Genomic DNA, 17,616 nt, shown 5'->3' on the forward strand with positions numbered 1-17,616 from the left:
TCGTTTGCTTGGTCTCTTTTTGAGACCCCATCTGATGTGCTATGGCTGCAGTATATGTTCTCCCCTTTTACAATGCAAGCGTAATTTCAAAAAGTTCTAGGAGCGATAATTGCGCAACACCATCACTTGTCGCCACCGCCATCCTCTACCGCGCCCTCACGCGCAGCGCACTCGTTGAGATACTTGACCGGAATCGGCCACACGGACGGAGCCTTATAGCGCGAAAGGCCTATGTTGGCCAGCTGAACCAACAACTCAGACAAATCATCGCCGTCGAGTACCTCAATCGAACGCACGTGAATCGCAGTCGCCATATCCTCCTGGGTGCCGTTGTTGACGCCCACAAAATAGCAAGTCTTGCCCGCACGCTCGAACGTTCCAATGCCGTAATAAGGCGAGTTGTAGCTCTCGAAAATCTCTTTCTTACGCCCTGCTTTGCCTGTGAGCTGATGCTCACCCACCAGGGCCATAAAGTTATTGGAAAACGTCGTCAGTCCCGTATCCCGCACGCGCGCAAGCATAGACCGCCCGTTCACATGCACGTCAAAGACATAGGCGCCCTTATCGAGTTTGCCGTCCGCGGTCAGCAGATCGAGCTCCATCTCGTCCTCGGGACCATCCTCTGCCGAATGTGAGGCATGGCGCATGCCCCCATCCGCGCCAATCGCCAACGTAGCGATACGCGAATCCAGCTCAATCTTGTCCTTTGTTTTATGCGGCACATCGACCAAGCCACACACCGTCACCGACTCAATATCCAAAGCATCAAGATCAAACGCCGTCACCCGCTCATCGACAACATCCTGCTTTACCAGCAGTTCTTTGAGCATGGCGCCCAGGATCGCCTCTTGCGCATTGCGATCCTTTTGCTTTGGCGCCACCTTAAACAGTGGCTCGCACACATCCGGTGTCACGTGCTGTTCCACCACGCCAGCATGTAAGGCATAGCCGTCGTCCTCAGCAACCTCATTGGGCACAACGACAAGGTTCAGCGCCCGCGAATCCACGGCCCTTCCGCCATACGTTGCGCGAACGCCCCACGAGGAATCGTTAAGTCGATCGGCCAGCTGGCGCGCCACTTCGGCAAGCCCATTGCGCGCAAACGACACCACGATTCGCTGCCCCGCCATGCGCTCCGCAACCACGCGCGCGTACTCATCACCCTTGAGCACCTCGTAGAAACTCTTACGCGGGTATTCCATGAGCGTCACCCGGGCGAAGTCGCTGTAACGGCGTTCGAGAATCTGCAGCTCTCGATACAAAATGCCCTTCTTGGTATAGGCGACCTTGTCCGCCTGGGCCGAGAACGTCAGATCACGGCGCTTGGACGGCTTGTCGCCCTTGGCTCGGCGCAGGATGTACTCGTCTTTTTGTTCGTGGGCAAGCACCATCGTCGCCACGGGCGATAGCCTGTAGCCCACTTGGCTCTTAATCTTTTCGAGCTCTTTCTCGTCACCTTGTGCCCTGCCAATAAGCACACGGCGCTTGGTAAACGTCCGAATCTTAAGATCAAAGGTGCAATCCTCATCGATAACGATTTCAACCGTTTCGATCTTGGCAGGTCCCCTTCCGTCGCTTTCGACAGCATCGCGGCGGGCACCCTTGGCGCTAATGACATACAGGTGCCCGGTGTCATTGGGAACTTCGTCCTCAATCCCCTCAAACTGAGAGCAGGAGTTGAACAGCAAGCGGAGCGCAACGTAATCGTCCAACTCGTTCCAATTAGTTTTAATCGGAACTATCTGCTCCTGATAAAGCGAGGCATTAAGGTCGCCCGTCTGCACGCCCGCTTTGACCATCAGAAAGACGCGGTTGTCTGCAAGCTGCGTGAGCGCGACGACCTTGCCCGTCTGGCACACATCGGCCATAAAGTTCGCCACGGCATGCTTGCCCGCATCGCCGACGTTGCACCAAAAGACCGAGTAGCGCTCCTCGGCAGCAGCGGCATCGAGCTGCAACACGAGCTCTGATACGGCGATGTCTCCCAAACCGCACGGCTGGTTATGCTTCGATTGCACGGCCGATCGCCTCCATCATCTCCAAATTGATTGCACCGTCGGCGGCCATATAAGGAACGGAGAACACAGTCCCCTCAGCATCGAGTGCCTTGGGCACGCACTCAAGCGCTGCCTCATCAGCCAAAACGTTGACGATTAGCAGGCGTTTCGCCCCAACCTTTTGAGCCTTCGCCCTAAAGCGCTCGGCATCCGACGCCTCGCGACCGTCGCGAACATAAGCGATATAGGCACCGATGCGATAGTGCTTAAAATCGATCCATACCCCGGTCGTGTTGCCAGCAGCATCGAGCACCTCAAAGTCGCCACCTGTCTCGGCGTGTGCCGCATCGCCACGCGTAAGCGAATAGCGGCCGTCGTAATATGCCTCAAAGATTGCCCTTCCGGCAGATTCTCCCAGCTCACCCAGGTAGACCGCCTGGAACATATAGGGCGTCATGTGCGCCGTCGCCGCCGGCTGCAGCGTTGTGGGCACCCCGTCGCTCGACCAACGCTCACGCACTTCGCGAATTGACAGCAGCTCGGGTACGCGCGCCGCCGCCTGGCTCACCTGGCGAACCGTCGCGCCCTTTAAGCCCTCCTTGCAGTGGCAACGATCCTCCAGACGAGCAGCAATCTGCTCGACGGGCTCACCATCGTAGCTAGGGAATTCAAAGTGCGGCACCTTGCATGCCCCGCCTTCTGCATAGGCATAGCCATTTGCAGCATGCGACATGCGCAGCGCGGTACTCCGGCGCTCTGGGTATTGCGCGAGATCTTCCCACGGCAGGCAAAAATGATGCAGGTAAAAGTCGCGCGCGCCATCAAAAGCAGTGAGATCTTCGTCCCCGGCGTTTAGCGAGGTAACTTTCCACGCCAGCTTTTCGTGCTTTTGCTTGGCAAGGTTGTTCCTAAAGGCGGCAAGGTTCTGCTGCTTAACGGCAGCGTGTTCCTTGTTGTCCGTCATATGGTTGTTGGCAGCGGCGCAGGCACCAACCACCTGCTCAAGCTCGTAGCCCATCGGCAAATCATGCAAGAACGAAAAGTTGCAATCGTTCGCAATCTCGCGGTCGAGCAGTACCTGCACGCAAGGCATCTTTACACTCGTGCGCATCAGGCGACCCACAGCCTGTGCCACAATGCGAGCGCCTTCGACCTGATAAGAGAGGGTGTCGCGCACCGGCAGGCTCTTATTAACGCCAGATAGAAGCATCCGTACGTTCCGGCGCTTTTGAGTAAACGGAACCTCGCCGCGCGCTACCAGTTCCTCCTGCTCCACCACGCCAAGTAGCGCCTGCTGGACAAACTTATTTGAGTTGATCTCCACTCCCCAGGTCAAACGACTTGTGGGCGACTCGATATATAAGAAATCAAGATCCATCTTGGGGCGACGGTCGGCATTTTCAAAGCCGCAATCGACCTGATGAACCATGTCGCACAGATTCTCCGGCACCTTGTATTTGAGATTCTTGGAAAAGCCACCGGCCGAAAGATTGATAAACATCAGGGTCAGCTGGCCCAGCTCGAGACGTTTTTGAGCGCCACGCCAACCTGCATCCCATTCCGCAGCGTTAAAGCACGGCACCATGTCCTTGGCGGCCTCAAGCGATTTCTCGTACGACATCTCGGGGCACTTGATGTTTCTAATCACCAGCTCCGCGACAATCTCGCGCGCAAGATCCAGCGCCAGACTATTGAATTCGCCATGGTTTCCCATGTGGCGCGTGGTAAAAACGGCTCCCGCCCGTTGCTCGTTACGCGCCACACCACGGGCCCAAGTACTCACGGCAACAAGCGTCTTGCTCAGGCGCTTCAGCTCAAACTCGATGCTCTTGGCGTCGCTCACGCCCACCCTGTCAGCAATCTTTAAGCGCAAGCGCACCGCAAGTCCCTCACTCACGCCAATCCCGTCAAAGAACCGCATCGCGCGCTCGTACACCTCGTCGGGCGACACAATGATGCCGCCAAAGGCGCCGCCTGCCAGCGCGACCATGCCGGCAATTTCCTTGGACTCATCCACCCAGGCAATATCGACGTCGTACTCCTTCGCAGCCTGTTTGTTAAACAGCTTAGTCTGTCGCACGATTTCCTGGTTGAGCTCGCCAATCCAAGCGTCCTTGCGAACCACGCCATGAACCTCGTCAAGGTAATCGAGGTTGAAGTTTTTGACGGTCGGCGCACTCCATGTTGCGCTCATGCACACGCAAGGCGCTTTGGCGGCAATGGAGGCAAGGTAGGCCTCGGGCATGCGCTCAATGCCGTGGCTGGTTAGGTACGTGGTAAACATGTGCTCGATGGTGGTTTCCATCACTAGATAATCGACACCACGCGCATACATCGAGTCGTCGGCGGCATCGATCTCGTCATTCTTGCGATCTTTAAAGAACAGCGCCAGCATCAACGAATCCCAAAAATACTTCTCGCTGGTCTGGTTGTTCCTAATGCCCAGGGCATCGATGATGTTCTTGCGCGAAAGGTCGTCCTTGTACGAAATGCTGCCGTAGTACAGCTTGTCCATAAGCGTGGCGCAACGGGCGAGATGACCCACCACCATCCTGACCAGACCGCGTGCACGACGCACCGCCTTGCTGACGGTTTGCTGCCCACTCCCTCCGCGAGTGATAATCATATTGCGAGTACCGCCCTCATTGAGTTTGAAGCGCAACGGATTCGCCGAGTTGTCGCCCACCGAAATATCGTCGCTGCCAAACAGATGTCGACCGGAGAGCTGCTCTTCTTTCGCCTCGTCAGACAGCGCAAAAGGCGGACGCAGTTTCATGTCCTTAATACAAGAGGCGAGTGCCTTTTGAATTTTCTTGGCATCCTTGGCGATTTCTTCGGCATCTTCCTCTACGCTCGCCCGCGAAACCCTGTTCCTCTCGGCGTTTGACCCTTTGTGATCGCCCGACGTGGAAGCGTGCGTATAGACCGCCATCCATTGATCTCGATTCCCCAGTAGCAAGGGGTCCACCACACCGCCGTTAAAATGACGATCGAGGATACGCAATACTTCGTCCGGTTGAAACGTCACGGGATCGTCTGTCAGCGTCGACAGTATGTCGGCCTTCATGTGGTCGATTTCATCAAAGATAAACAGGCCCTTCTCGGCAGCCATTGCGTTAAAGAGCACAACGCCTGCACCGGTCACTGTATCGATCCTATTGATGAGCTTTTGCGGCGTCAGGGCAATCACATGCGGTATGCTCTCGTCATTGAGCAGGGCAGACGGCCAAATCTGGGGGATCACCTCCATGCCGCGCGTGATGTTTTTGAGCTCGTGGCTCACAGCCCAACGCAAGCTCGCATCCGCCGACGATAGCTTGTCGCGAAGGGCGGGGGTCAAACGGTCTGCAACACCTCCCAGACGATTTCGAGTGTCAAGGATGCCCAAAAGGTCATCGGCGATCTCCATCGCGTTGCCCCACGCTCGCTTAATGATGCGATGAGAGCTCTCGTCGTCCGCCTCGATGGGACACGGAATGTCGCGCACGCCCACGGCGCCCTTACCGCGCGTAGTCTCAATCCAATGCAGGATGTTATCGCCCGCACGCGGAAGATCGAACACCATGCGCTGCGCGGCATCGCCATCCATGCCCTGTTCAACCAGCAATTTGCGCACGCTCGCAACGTAGTTGTCGCGGTTGTCCTTACCCGGCACCACAAACACCAGGTAACGACGGCCCGGGCACTTGTTAAAACAGCCCGAATCGTCCCAGCCACCGGCGATGAGGTCGGCTGTGACCTGCTCGGCCGTATAGTTTTTACCCGAGCCCGTCGTGGCGCCCAAAAAGTACAGGCCATTGTTGCCCTGATCCTTGGGGGCAAACAGCGCACGCTCAAAAAACTCGCGCATCGCCTTTTGACGTGCAAGATAGGGAGCGAGCTCCTTGTCGTCCGCAGACGACGGATTCGATTGGCAGTTGAGATCCCACATAGCCATGGTCAAACCTCCGATTTAGTTGTTACACGTGTTTGATACCATCCCGTGCGGACAAAACTCGCGCTGGGCGGTCAAGGCGGCGGCGTCCATGCCGCTTGAGAGAAGAAAGAAAGGAAAGAGGAGCAGTCAGCGACTACTCGCACGAAGCGAGCAGTTTCTTAAGATCGCACTCCAACGCCTCGCGCTCTTTGGCATCGATCACTGCAAGGGCGACACGCATCAGGGATGCATCGGCGGCAGACTCCTGAACCTGGTCGGGGCGCTTGCTAAAGCTTTTCCCGGCAGCCTTCCGATCGGTCGCGCCGTTCAGTGCGGTGGCTAAAGATTGTCATCGGACTTTGCGCTGGCTTTGGCCGCCTCTTCGCCCGCGATCAGGTCCTTAACCGTTATATACGCACTGTACGTAGCATCCTCGATCTTTTCCAAAACATCATCAGGGTCGCAAGTGCCCCAAGTTTCTTCGAGGACTCGAGCCAATCCCCAAGCAGCGCTGAGCAGGACGTCAACGTCCTTTAGATCTAAATGATCGACCGTAAAGGGATAGTCCGCGCACTCCAGTAGATACGTGTCAACTGCGCCAATTGCCTCAGCCACGTATGGCTCAAGATCGCAATGGGGTTGGAGGGCGCACAGCGCCTTGTGCGGATCGGTCGGCTCGATCCAATACAGCGTTGTCGCATCCTCGCATTTCTCGAGCGGATAACGCTCAACCGCCTTCTCCCAACTTTCATACCAAGGATCGGCATCGCCGTCCGTCATCGACCTGCAAAGATCAATCGCCGCAGAAACAGTCGCACACGAGCATCTATAACTGGCGCCTTTCCTAAAATCATCATTGAGCTCGTCGTCGCCAGACAGCCTCGCCTCCATGATCAGAAACGGGCCGTCATCATCTGTAATGCTCATGGGATAGTTGTCACATTCGTAGTACGGATACATTTTGTCTCCAATCAACCGTTCGGTCACATTAACAAGCAATATCAAAACCGCGCTCACGCGGAGGGTTGTCGTCCTCGATCCATTCGAGCCCGTCGTTCTCATCGATTCCGGCATCGGGGACTGACGACCATCTGAACTCGAAACCAAGCTGGTCAAGCTCATCGACTCGCTCACTGATTACTCCGTACGCATCCAACGCATTCTCGAAATCCTCCGAAGACACATAGCCGCGCTCGCACTGCTTGCGCATCTGGTGCAAACGACCCATGGCGGCAGCGATGATCTCGCGAAGAACGATAACCTCGCGCTCGCATACATCGATGTTTCCTTTGTTGAGCTTGATGCAATCGGACATAACGGCCTCCCTGGTTTTAAGCCTTTTCGCTTGATTCCATTGAACAGCCGCAAACAGCCGCGTAATATGACTTTTATCGGGTTTTAAATTTTGGCTGTTTGGAGCATTAATGCTTGATTCCGAAAAAGAGCCGTTTAGCTGGGGTTTCGAGGCTGGCTTTCTTCGCTCTCCCGTCAATCCCCGCATGCTTCTTCTTAACAGAACGCCAGAGATTGATTGCGCCGATGACGGAAACGCAACCGGCAATGCAAGCGCATGGAATCTCGTCTCCGTAGCCAACGACCTATTACGCGTCGACTTAAGCTCGCTTTTCAACGAGATTGGGGGCCACTTTCGTGAGCGAGCAAAATTGCGCTTTTACATCGATTTGCAGAACGCCATTCGTCAGCCCCCTGCTCCCCACGATGCGCAACACGCTTCGATGGACTACGCAGCCGAACCAGACCATGACGACTGGCTCGATCCAGACGATTCCGACCAAGAGTCCGCGCAAGCAGAATTGAACGAAGCCGAAATCGAAGTCAACCTTCAAAAACAAAAGGAACGCGACCTCGATTTCTTTGCTCCGATATTCGATAAAGCCATTACGCGCCATGCACACGGAGAGATATCTGGCATGGCCAGGTATCTCCTTGAAAATGTCTGCAGGCAGTGTGTCATGAACATCACAGCGATTCCCGACTATCGCTATTACAGCTGCTGGATGAACAACAACGCTATTGAGTGCAACGAAATCAACCGCCTGTACCGCGCGGTGATCACGACATCGGCCCAACTCAATAAGCAAGAAATGGCGTCCCTCTTCAGCTCCTATCTCAAGCTCGTGTCGAACGACATGGACATTACAACTACCAACGGCAAGACCGGGCTAACAGAACCGGTGCCGTATAAACGCGACAATCCAAGAGACAACTATCCAAAGGTCAACTCGCAGATAGAAACAGCTTGCGTTTGCACCAATACCGATCTCTTTCGAGCGCTTCTCATTGTTTTTTATCAGGAATGTCTGGAGCTTGCCCCGCTGCTTAAAAACACCGAGGCACCTAGCCTGCTCGCGCAAAACGAAGAGTTTTTCCCAGCCGCCATCAAAACAAGCGACCCGCGACAATTTCGATTATTCGATAATCAGCTGCCGGCAATCATCCGCTTTGGCGACGCTTTTGCATACGCAGCCAAAAAGCACTTGCCCGGAAACGAAACGGCTCAAAAGCTCGAAGAACATTTGAGCGATATAAAACGCATGAATAGCGCCCCCTTTATGCAGGCGTTTCGCAAGAACTATCTCGAGGCTATGCGCGAGAACCAAATCTACGCAAATGGAGACTTCCATACGTATGCAGAGCTTAACGACCAGGAAAACCTCAATAGGCTCGTAAGGCTTCAAGCTGTTATTGCAAAGGCAGGAGAGCTTTACTTCACCGAAGAGGAATGTTCCTTTGCAAGCCTTTATGCCCGCATCCTCCACGAGCTGCTGCTGTGCGGCATTATGCCGATAACATGCCAAACCTGTGGTTCGCTCTTTTTTCCGACCGGCCCTAACAGCAAGTACTGCGATCGATATAACGCGGCGACCAAGCTCTATTGCAACCCGCGGCACAACGCCAAAAAACATCTTGGTCGCAAATCACCCCGCGACGTCGCACTCAATATACGGAGAAAAGCCGACACGGCATACGAAAAGGGTTTAACGGATTGTGCCCACTATTTTGACAGCCTTGGCATTTTGTTCTCGATGGTCTTGGCCCAACATACCAAGCGAGCGACCTAATTTCCGACGAGCTCTATGCGGCATGGCTGTCTATCGTCAACCAGCCCAATTGCAGGACAAAAATCAGGCGACCAGATAGGAACGGTTTTCCATACCCCGTACTGTGGTACGGATTCATCCTCAATGGCATACAGTATGTACAAGTCGAGTTTCCCGAAGCCGAGTACCCGGCGCTTTTTGAACGCTTGAGCCAGCTCGCCGAAAGCCCGCAATCAAAGTGCACGCTGAAGCACAAGGGACCCGGCGAGCACCCATACAGCTCATGGCTTATCAAGTTATACGAGTTGTTGGAGATCATTGCGCAAATTAATAGCGCCGACCAGGTGGCAAAGCCCATTCCATTGCTTGGAATAGATAGGGACGATTGTGTCTCGACCGACCCGACCGCCCAAGGCACACGGAGCGCGCCCGACGCATGCGTCTACAGCACCGGCACGATAGATAGCCTTAGCTTTACCGTGTATACGAAGGGATATGACCCGGAAAAGCGGGAACGAGCCTGATGTAGCGGCTTCGAGCGAAGCCGCCGGTCACGGGGTGGCACCGGGGCGCGGACGCCGCGGGCCATTGGGAGCAACCCTCCTCCGCTACCTGCGCGACGTGGCAGCGCCGCTGCGTCGTCCCTGTCGCCGAACATCGTCCTGAAGGCGCGGGCGGGTGTCCATGAACAGCCGCGCCCGCACTAGCCTGGGGGACAGCCGCCCCGCCACCAGCAGTGCGCCGGCACGCCTCGGCACCGCCAGGGTCTCCGCCTCCACGGGCAGGGCAACTTTCTCGATGACCTCGGCAGAGCACACGCCCGACAGGTCAACCCCGTTGTAGACGATTGGCCTCATGCGTTGCCCCTCGCGCGCCCGTAGGTGTTACCGCTACTCTGAAAATGACCAGATGATCACCCAACAATCTTTGGCGAGTGGGGGCTGAACGCATCGTTGCCGTTCTGTTCATCCACCGCCCTGCGCCCCAGGCTTAAGGGTCCTGCCGCGTCATCTTCCACCCGCACGGACAGGACATAGTAGAAGTCGGCACCCTGATTCCCACGATCCCGCACGTAGCCAAGGTCGGCCAGGCGGTCGGCCAGCTCGTCCCTCGAAACCAGCTCATTCGAGGTTATGCGACACGCCACAGGCTCGATCTCGTAGGTGTTCGTCTGGCTTATGGCGTTCCGATAGAAGCGGAACCACGACGTGCGGAAGAGATCCTTATGGTGCGAGTAGACATGCCCGTCCTTAATGGCATAGAAGTAGAAGAGAAAGCGCCCGCCCTTGCGGAGCCTGCCGCTGCTTTCGAGAAAGTGATAGTAGTCATCGGGAGAGTCCCCTCGAATGTAGCCAATCACGAACGATTCGCCACCATGCCCGTAGGAGTCGCTATCCGTCTTGCCCGCGCTTGGAGGCTCAGCCACAACCATTTCGGTGAAGTAGCTCAGCCGGTTCAGCCGCGTATTGCTTGCCGTGTTCTCGCCGATGACCTTCTCTATGAAATCGCGCAACGCATTCTCTGCCGTCCTGCTGATGCTCGGCTTCATGGCGAAAGCGCCGACACCCGGCAAAATCTCCTCGAAGAGCCGGAATTGGCCCTTCTCGCCCGTTTCGCCCGACCCCGGATAAAGCACGTAGCTGCCAACCGTGCGCCGTATCGCGTCGTTGTACGTGTGCATCTTCAGCAGGTCACCGCGCTTGTAGGTGTTCGTGGTGGAGGCCGCCTTCTCCTCGTTAAGTTCCTCGCGCTCCGCCTCCTCGGTGCCCACATCCTTGCCGACAAGCCCCGTCAAGTCGGTGATGCGGTACTTGGCGTCGAAGTGGACGAATGCAACAGCTCCATCTTGCACTGCGGCTCGCTCGTTTGTATAAGCATCCGGGAATATCGCGAGCGTGTAGTCGGGTCTGAACGGTCTCGAGTACGAACCCTCGTAACGAGTGGCATGAAAGTCACGGGGCGAGAAGGTGCGGTTGTAGTAGAGGTTTACCTTCGCGCCGCACTGCGCAATCTGGAATGACTGGCAGGAGCGTACGCCCTGCTTGAGGGATATTGACAGCCCACCGTCGGGATTCGTCCCGATAAATGGGTGGCCATCGGTGCTTATCGGCTCGCACCCCTCGATCCCCCTTACGATGTCGTACAGCTCAAAGAAGATCCAGTACTCGTAGAGGAGGGCCACATTCTTCGATTCGCCCTCGTAGATGTCATCCTTGCCCTTCCAGTCGAGCTGCAGCGCCATATCGAGCATGGAATATGCGAAGAAGATCTGCGAGTATCCCTCGCGCTTCTGCAACACCTGGTTGTTCTGAGGCATCATCTGCAGGGTGCCGACATCGTCGAAGAAGGCGTCGCTGAGTATCGTATCCAGCATGGCGTGCAGCGCGGCGGCTTCGCGATAACACTCCGTCTGCCGAGTATCGCCCTTCTCGGCATCCAGGACAGTCATCAGAGAGGTGCAGATCCGGTCAATCTCATGCAGGGCAAATTTCACAAACCGATTGGCGGGCGTGTCGAGCAGGTCGTACTTGCGCGTGACGCTGACCATCTGGGGGAGGTAGACGCCTCCCGCATCGCCGCCGCAGTTCAAGCGCGTCCACATCCGGCTGTTCGAGAAGGGGTTCGTATAAAACCTCCGGGACGGCATGCCAGCCCCAACCGACCGCAGCTCGTCCTCGTGATCCAGCGTCCTATCAGGGTTCCTCTTTATCGCCTCGAAGAGGGCTTGGAGGTTCGGTTCGTAGCAGAACTGCCGCAGGAAGACGAACTGCTTAAGCAGCGTCTCGCGATTCTCGTCAGCTTGCTTGTAAACGTTCGACGTGGAGCCCGAGTAGTCAAGGAGCAGCGCAGCGCACCTTGCGGCAAGCTCCTCGGTGAGCTCGATGTAATCGTCTTCATAGCCAATCTTGAGCGGGACGACTTCGAACTGTAGCATCGGCGCATCAGCTTCCTCGCCGAATCGAATCCTCGAACGCCCGAGATAGTTCACGAACTGGAAGGTGACACTATTGCCGTTTCTGTCGCACCTGATATTCTTGCCTTCGTTTTGGAACGAGGCGCGAGGATGCAGGCCACCATCAGGGGTCCGCTCGTATTCGAGCACATAACATGTGGTTTCGTTGATTCGAAGTGTGGGACTCCCGTCAAGACCGTCCTTGACGGCGAAGGCTTGTGTTGAACCAGCGCCATTCTGGGATGCTTCCGGCTTGAGACCGAAACACGTCAGCCCGGTTAGCCCGGTCTGCTGTTCCTCGTCCCAATCGACTCGGTCATGCGCACCGCTCTGGTAGAGCCTGGCTATTGTTCTTCCATCCGCTGCAAAGCGGATTGCGCCGATGCTGCCGTCCATAGGCTAGATGAAGCTCGCATACTGCACGTTATCGAGTTTCGCTGCCATCTGGCTTATCTTAACGGAGCTCAGCTCGCCATCGCATATGTCTTTCAGGCTTTTAAGCAGATTGCCGATCTCACGCTTGTTACCATGGAGCTTCGGCAGCACCTTCTGGACAATCTGCTCATCGACAGAACGCTCGAGTTCGTAGTTCTCGCCGTCAAGCTCGTGCGCGGCATTAACGTACATTCGCACTTCGCGCACGGTGCGGAAGGCAAACTCATAGCCGCATTTCTCCAGCTCTTCATACAGCTTGCCGAACTTCTCGAAGATGGCGTTAGCATCATCTTCGCTGATGTAATTGGCTCCCTCCCATATGTCCTTGGCGAGACGCAGAAAAGCCTGGGGGACGCCGGAAGCTGCGACGGCAACGTCCGGCGCATCCTCGATGGCTTTGAACCCTGCGAGGACTTCGGCCTTCGACGGCTTGAACTCTATGACGTTTGCCCTGTCGAGCACCTTGGGGCTAAACATGTAAGTGGTCTCATCGATGTTCACGGTGCCGACAACGAACAGGTTCTGCGGATAGGGCAGCCTGCCAGCACCGCCATCGCCGTACCCATCAAGCACGATGAGGTTATCCTCGCCGATGGTCTCCATGTGGCTGAGGAAGTCTGAGAAATACCGCTCGACATGGCTCAGGTTCATCTCGTCGAGGATGAGGAAATACGGAACCTCGGGGTTAGCGTTGGCCCGTTCGATGAGTCTCAGTATGCCGGTCTCTTCGTACGCGCCTTTGCCGCCGTCTGCAATCGGGTTGAAGAAGCCCAGCACCTTGGTATTGTCGGTCCAGTCGGCACCGACCGGGACGAGCAACCAGTTTGGCTCCCCGTCTTCATCCAAGACCTCAAGGTACTTTGCAAAACGCTTGGAAATCCGCGTCTTGCCTGTTCCGCTGTTGCCAGCAAGGATGACAAAGGGCTTTGCCAGTAGTGACGTGATGTAGCGCCTGGAGAAGTCGGTTTTAAATTCAGCTGGAAGGTTGTTTAGCTGAAAAGTCCTCTTCTCTCTGCTTGATGCTTTCGATGAATTCTTTGCAGCAAGGTCGATTAGTTGATGCATTGCGGGCAGCACGTCATCGCCTTGTTCGTAGTCGATGCCCTCTTCGGCAATCAATTGGCTCGCTATGAGGTTTCGCATGAACTCAGCCACGCTGTAATCAAACTCAAGTTTCCCTGCGTAAACGTCAGCGAAATACTTGAATGCCGTGGTCAGGCTACCAGCCCTCATCTTGCATCCGCGATTGCAAAGGGCAATAAGATCGTCAATTCTCGACTTGTAGTCGTAATCTATCGCACCCGAAAACTGCCCGTCTTTGTATCTGCTTCCAGTGGCGAAGAAGAGTTTCGTTAGCTCCAAGATATATGCATCTTCGGAGACGCCCACAGGCTTTACTTCGGCTGCATCCATCCAGAATGTCCTTTCCGCAAAACCGTCCTCTTGCAACGGCGATGAATCGTTTACTTTGCCCGTCACTGGCAACAACAGCAGTGCGGCAAACAAGTTGCCGACATTTGGACGCTTTGCCCCGTCTCCTTGTATTTGCACACGTACTTTTCCGCCTTTTTTTGCAACGGGATAACGCGTGCCAAGGGAGACAACTTGCCCAGTAGAGGGTACGACTACTTCCAAGATGATTGCGTGTCCGATAATGTCAACTGCAGTCAGCGTATCCCCGTTTGCAAGAGAGCCTGAACCTTTGAGTTCGTACTGTCCAGCACCACCTTGTCCAACTGTTCTCCCGCGAACGGATAGCGTATTCTCGCTATATATAGAATTCGGAATGGGATAGCTCAAATTCCATTCATCGACAAAGGACATGGCAACCACCACAATTAATCTGCTGCATAGTCAGCTATGCATCTAGCAACGTACTCAGCAAGCTTAACTGGCACGGCATTGCCAATCGCCTGCTCAATGTCTGTCTTGGACCCGACAAACTCAAACTCTTCGGGGAAGGTTTGCAGATAGCTGCGCTCCTTGTATGTTAAGGCTCTCACACCTTCAGAAATATCAGCCTTGTCGGCATGATGCCTCTTATATGCTGGCGGTATCGGACGGTTGGTGCCTCGTACCGTTACCGCTGGCTCGTCAATCGTGAAGACGCCCCTACGCTGGAAGTTGCGTGGATGCATGTAGAAGTATTGCGTGCCGAGCGAATCGCCAAGGTAATCCCTGACGGTCATCTGCTTGTCGCTCAGCCTTGAATCCAAGAGTTCGCCGAGAAAGTCATCTTTATCACCAAGATGACCGACAAGGATAAAGCGCCTGCGAATCTGAGGCACACCACATAGACTGGCGTTGAGGACGCGCCTCGTGAGACCGTATCCAGCATTGCGGAATATTTCCAGCGCCTCGGGCAGGACGTCCATCCGCTCGATATTGTAAACATTCTCCATGACGAACCACTCGGGTCTGACGTCCCGAACTATCTCAGCATATCGGATGGTGAGATTGGCCCTTTTGCCGCGCTGTCTGGCGCCCGCAATGGAGAAGTCCTGGCAAGGGGGGCCACCGATTATCATCGACGGCGAATACTCTTCAATTTTCGGGACCGCTTCCGCATCGTAAAGATCGTATTTGAATGCCGGGTGGTCGAAGTTTGCCGAATAGATGTCGACAGCCGCCTGCCAGTTATCAAACGCCGCCTTTATGTTGAAGCCCGCATTCTGGAATCCGAGCGACATACCGCCGCATCCCGAGAAAAGATCAACGCAGTCCATCGCTCACATCCCTCCTGTACTCTAGTAGCGCTCGTGCAACGTAGGTGGCAAGGTTTACCGGTACGGCGTTGCCCACCATCTGGTTGATATCCGTCTTACTCCCAAAGAACTTGAAAGACTCCGGGAAAGTCTGGATCCTACTGCGTTCCTTTGGAGTCAAGCACCGGGCTTGACTGAGGTCCGCCGCGTCGTTGGGGTGAAGCTTGTAGTTCGGCGGTATCGGCCTGTCCACACCACGAATAGTGACCGAGGGCTCGTCGATGCTGAAGATGGCCCGCCTCGTGTAGCTTCGCGGAATTCTGAAGTAGTAATCAATTCCAAGCTCGTTACCGAGATACTCACGAATTGTCATCTGATGGTCAGAAAGGCCCTTCTCAAGATATGGGTCGAGGAACCCGTCGGGCGCCCCAAGGCATCCGATCAAGAAGTATCTCTTGCGAGCTTGGGGGACCCCGCACAGGCTTGCATCCATCACTCGCCCACTCAAGCCATAACCCTGCGCTTTGAGGGTGGCCCGAATCGCTTCCATGGATTTGCTCGTTCGAACGCGTGGGACGTTCTCCATAACGATGAAGCGAGGCTTGCACCTCGCGATGATCTCGGCATATCTAACAGAGAGGATTGCGCGCCCACCATCCTCGGATCTCTTGCCGGCCTGCGAGAAATCCTGACAAGGAGGCCCGCCGATGATGATATCCGGAGCGAAGCCGGCAACTTCCTCGGATACGGAAACGTCGGAGAGATCCCTTTTGAAAACAGGATGCTGGAAGTTAGCGCGATAGACATCAATGGCAGCGTCCCAATTGTCGTAGGCAGCCACAACATTGACGCCAGCCTTTTCGAAGCCGAGGGACATTCCGCCGCAGCCGGCGAAAAGGTCAACTGCCGTTATGTTCCTCTCGTTTTCCACGCGCTCGGTCTCCATTTCGATAGATACAGACAAATAAATAATTATAATTCCGTTTCTTCCAACATGCTTCAAGATCAGTCGGCAACAGAACAAATCCAGTTGTAACGCTTCGCCCGGACAAGAATCGCTCGTGCTCGATTCGAGCTTATTGCCGCCCAGCAGGGCAACCACTGTCGCATGCTCGCCCGTCAGAGGCCGTCCGCGCCGCATCCGCGTCCGCTCCGGATGCCGCGCCGGGTCGGTCGTGCCGCGGACCGTCCCTCGCGGCACGCACCCTCCGCTCCCGCGAAAACCCGTTCAACACAAAGGCTTTTAGGTATAGCCTTATTGCTGTACGCCACGAAGTTCCCGCCCACTCACGCCCTCGCTGCCAAACGAATACGCATCCCTCTCTCTTCTATGGATGCAACGCTGCCGAAATATAAATCGACTCATGCGATCGCTCTCCGACCTCAGCTGAAACGTTTCAGAGCGCAACAATCTTGAACCTCGATCCACCCTCCAGACAAACCTCCTCAGTTCATCCATTACTATCGAAAAGATCTTCCATGAATTTTGACGGCCTGTTTCAGCTGTAATGGAAATAAAAACCAGCTTTTCGAAGTCGGCGCCGCAACCAGGCAAGCATTTCCGAAATCGCAGCATCACATCGCTCGATATAAGTAATTTGCTACTGGTGCAACGGCCCCGAGCACCGTTCCCGCGCGACTCTATCGCAAATACGTTGCTTAGAACAGGGCACTGCCACATTTCAGCAAGCCAATCCGAATCCTCGTTTGGTCGGGAGATAGTCCAATTACCCTTTAAATATCATATCGTTGTGGTATTCAATAAACTCAGCTCGTGGGGCAAATCGCTTCGGAAGCGTAATCGGCTCTCCGTTGTAGCGCCACAAATTTACCGCTTCCTTGAAAGTAGCGGCAGGCTAAACGAGGGCGGTGAGTTCCTTTTCTACTTCTACGCCATTAAGGACGGGCACGTGTACTCCCATCATAAAGATCTCTTTCGTACGACCCATTTCCGCTTCTACAGGAACGCAATCAGCGAGACAAACACTTACGAACTTGAACCCATGCTTTGCAAGGTGAAGGCTAACGAGCTGGTTTCGAGAGACGAACTAGCCGACCGGCTGGCCGCCATTGGTTACGAGCGGAATCGTGGGAGCCAGGGGGCGGACTTCCACTACGTGCTTAGCGTGGAGGTCGAGAACGCTGCAGTTGTGCCGCTGAGTCTCGCGTGCGGATTGGTCGACGGGCAGAACGGCAACGATGCTTTCAGCCCGCACTCGCCGAAGTTGGTGGGATAACATTTCACGAGCATGTCGATTGGTACAGGAGGAAAGATTATGGACGAGAGAATCAAATCGATAATCCACAAAGCTGTTGATGATGCCGGGCGTTATCCGTTTCTCTTCATCGGCTCTGGCCTCTCCCGTCGTTACTGCGGCACGCCGGGATGGGAGGGGCTGCTTTCGGATATCTGCGCCGAGGTGCTTGACGACCCATATGCCTTCGCGCGCTTCAAGAGCCAGGCGAAGATTGCTCATATGACCCAATCCGCTGTCAAGAGCCACAATGGCCCCGCCGACCGCTTGCAATCGGTCGGCGGGGCCTGCCG

At 55.3% G+C, this 17,616-nt stretch carries 13 protein-coding genes; 4 read left to right on the top strand and 9 right to left on the bottom strand.

Annotation, left to right across the window (positions count from 1 at the left end; translation table 11 throughout):
- Positions 1-122: 122 nt before the first annotated feature.
- Together GT495_RS09030 and GT495_RS09035 are read right to left on the bottom strand one after the other, a co-directional pair.
- A complete protein-coding gene (locus GT495_RS09030) occupies positions 123-2,018 on the bottom strand; it encodes a hypothetical protein (RefSeq protein WP_161162411.1) in 1,896 nt (631 codons plus the stop codon).
- Positions 2,002-5,934, bottom strand: a complete 3,933-nt coding sequence (locus tag GT495_RS09035; RefSeq protein ID WP_161162412.1) for a hypothetical protein — start codon at positions 5,932-5,934, stop codon at positions 2,002-2,004. The genes GT495_RS09030 and GT495_RS09035 overlap by 17 nt, the downstream gene beginning before the upstream one ends.
- A 28-nt stretch (positions 5,935-5,962) precedes the next feature.
- Here GT495_RS09035 and GT495_RS09040 point away from each other — a divergent pair, with 28 nt between their 5' ends.
- Complete coding sequence (locus GT495_RS09040) at positions 5,963-6,256, top strand: hypothetical protein (protein WP_156598101.1); 294 nt, start codon at positions 5,963-5,965, stop codon at positions 6,254-6,256.
- Here GT495_RS09040 and GT495_RS09045 read toward each other — a convergent pair.
- Both GT495_RS09045 and GT495_RS09050 read right to left on the bottom strand, forming a co-directional pair.
- Entirely contained in the window at positions 6,253-6,930 is a 678-nt protein-coding gene (locus GT495_RS09045; RefSeq protein ID WP_147350673.1) for a hypothetical protein, read from the bottom strand. The two genes, GT495_RS09040 and GT495_RS09045, sit on opposite strands and share 4 nt — an antisense overlap.
- Positions 6,902-7,228 (bottom strand): hypothetical protein, encoded by a 327-nt coding sequence (locus GT495_RS09050; protein ID WP_118081498.1) that lies wholly within the window; start codon positions 7,226-7,228, stop codon positions 6,902-6,904. The genes GT495_RS09045 and GT495_RS09050 overlap by 29 nt, the downstream gene beginning before the upstream one ends.
- A gap of 109 nt (positions 7,229-7,337) precedes the next feature.
- On the opposite strand from GT495_RS09050, the gene GT495_RS09055 reads away from it, so the two are divergent.
- Positions 7,338-8,996 carry a hypothetical protein gene (locus tag GT495_RS09055; protein WP_161162413.1) on the top strand — a complete coding sequence of 553 codons (1,659 nt, stop codon included), beginning with the start codon at positions 7,338-7,340 and terminating at the stop codon, positions 8,994-8,996.
- Positions 8,997-9,583: 587 nt separating this feature from the next.
- On the opposite strand, the gene GT495_RS09060 is transcribed toward GT495_RS09055, so the two are convergent.
- The 5 genes from GT495_RS09060 to GT495_RS09080 are packed head-to-tail and all read right to left on the bottom strand — an operon-like array spanning position 9,584 to position 15,999.
- On the bottom strand, positions 9,584-9,832 hold the full coding sequence (locus GT495_RS09060) for a hypothetical protein (RefSeq protein ID WP_117862600.1): 249 nt from the start codon (positions 9,830-9,832) through the stop codon (positions 9,584-9,586).
- A gap of 56 nt (positions 9,833-9,888) precedes the next feature.
- The gene (locus GT495_RS09065) at positions 9,889-12,324 is read right to left on the bottom strand and encodes a DUF2357 domain-containing protein (protein WP_161162414.1); all 2,436 of its coding nucleotides are present in this window, start codon (positions 12,322-12,324) and stop codon (positions 9,889-9,891) included.
- A 3-nt stretch (positions 12,325-12,327) separates the two neighbouring features.
- Complete coding sequence (locus GT495_RS09070) at positions 12,328-14,187, bottom strand: McrB family protein (protein WP_147348641.1); 1,860 nt, start codon at positions 14,185-14,187, stop codon at positions 12,328-12,330.
- 14 nt (positions 14,188-14,201) lie between these two features.
- Positions 14,202-15,089 (bottom strand): DNA cytosine methyltransferase, encoded by an 888-nt coding sequence (locus GT495_RS09075; RefSeq protein ID WP_117862603.1) that lies wholly within the window; start codon positions 15,087-15,089, stop codon positions 14,202-14,204.
- On the bottom strand, positions 15,076-15,999 hold the full coding sequence (locus GT495_RS09080) for a DNA cytosine methyltransferase (RefSeq protein ID WP_231505017.1): 924 nt from the start codon (positions 15,997-15,999) through the stop codon (positions 15,076-15,078). Before GT495_RS09080 ends, GT495_RS09075 begins: the two co-directional genes overlap by 14 nt.
- Positions 16,000-16,978: 979 nt before the next feature.
- On the opposite strand from GT495_RS09080, the gene GT495_RS09085 reads away from it, so the two are divergent.
- Positions 16,979-17,305, top strand: coding sequence for a hypothetical protein (locus GT495_RS09085; protein WP_147350671.1), 327 nt, complete (start codon positions 16,979-16,981; stop codon positions 17,303-17,305).
- Positions 17,306-17,344: 39 nt separating this feature from the next.
- Positions 17,345-17,616, top strand: a 272-nt coding sequence (locus GT495_RS09090; protein WP_204986917.1) for a hypothetical protein, incomplete at its 3' end; no start/stop codon positions are given.

Source organism: Collinsella sp. BIOML-A6 (genome assembly GCF_009875845.1).
GTDB lineage: Bacteria > Actinomycetota > Coriobacteriia > Coriobacteriales > Coriobacteriaceae > Collinsella > Collinsella aerofaciens_H.

Excerpts from the sequence above, each read along its gene's own strand:
- GT495_RS09035 (WP_161162412.1), bottom strand. The coding sequence starts at position 5,934 with ATGGCTATGTGGGATCTCAACTGCCAATCGAATCCGTCGTCTGCGGAC.
- GT495_RS09050 (WP_118081498.1), bottom strand. The coding sequence starts at position 7,228 with ATGTCCGATTGCATCAAGCTCAACAAAGGAAACATCGATGTATGCGAG.
- GT495_RS09055 (WP_161162413.1), top strand. The coding sequence starts at position 7,338 with ATGCTTGATTCCGAAAAAGAGCCGTTTAGCTGGGGTTTCGAGGCTGGC.
- GT495_RS09060 (WP_117862600.1), bottom strand. The coding sequence starts at position 9,832 with ATGAGGCCAATCGTCTACAACGGGGTTGACCTGTCGGGCGTGTGCTCT.
- GT495_RS09065 (WP_161162414.1), bottom strand. The coding sequence starts at position 12,324 with ATGGACGGCAGCATCGGCGCAATCCGCTTTGCAGCGGATGGAAGAACA.
- GT495_RS09070 (WP_147348641.1), bottom strand. The coding sequence starts at position 14,187 with ATGTCCTTTGTCGATGAATGGAATTTGAGCTATCCCATTCCGAATTCT.
- GT495_RS09075 (WP_117862603.1), bottom strand. The coding sequence starts at position 15,089 with ATGGACTGCGTTGATCTTTTCTCGGGATGCGGCGGTATGTCGCTCGGA.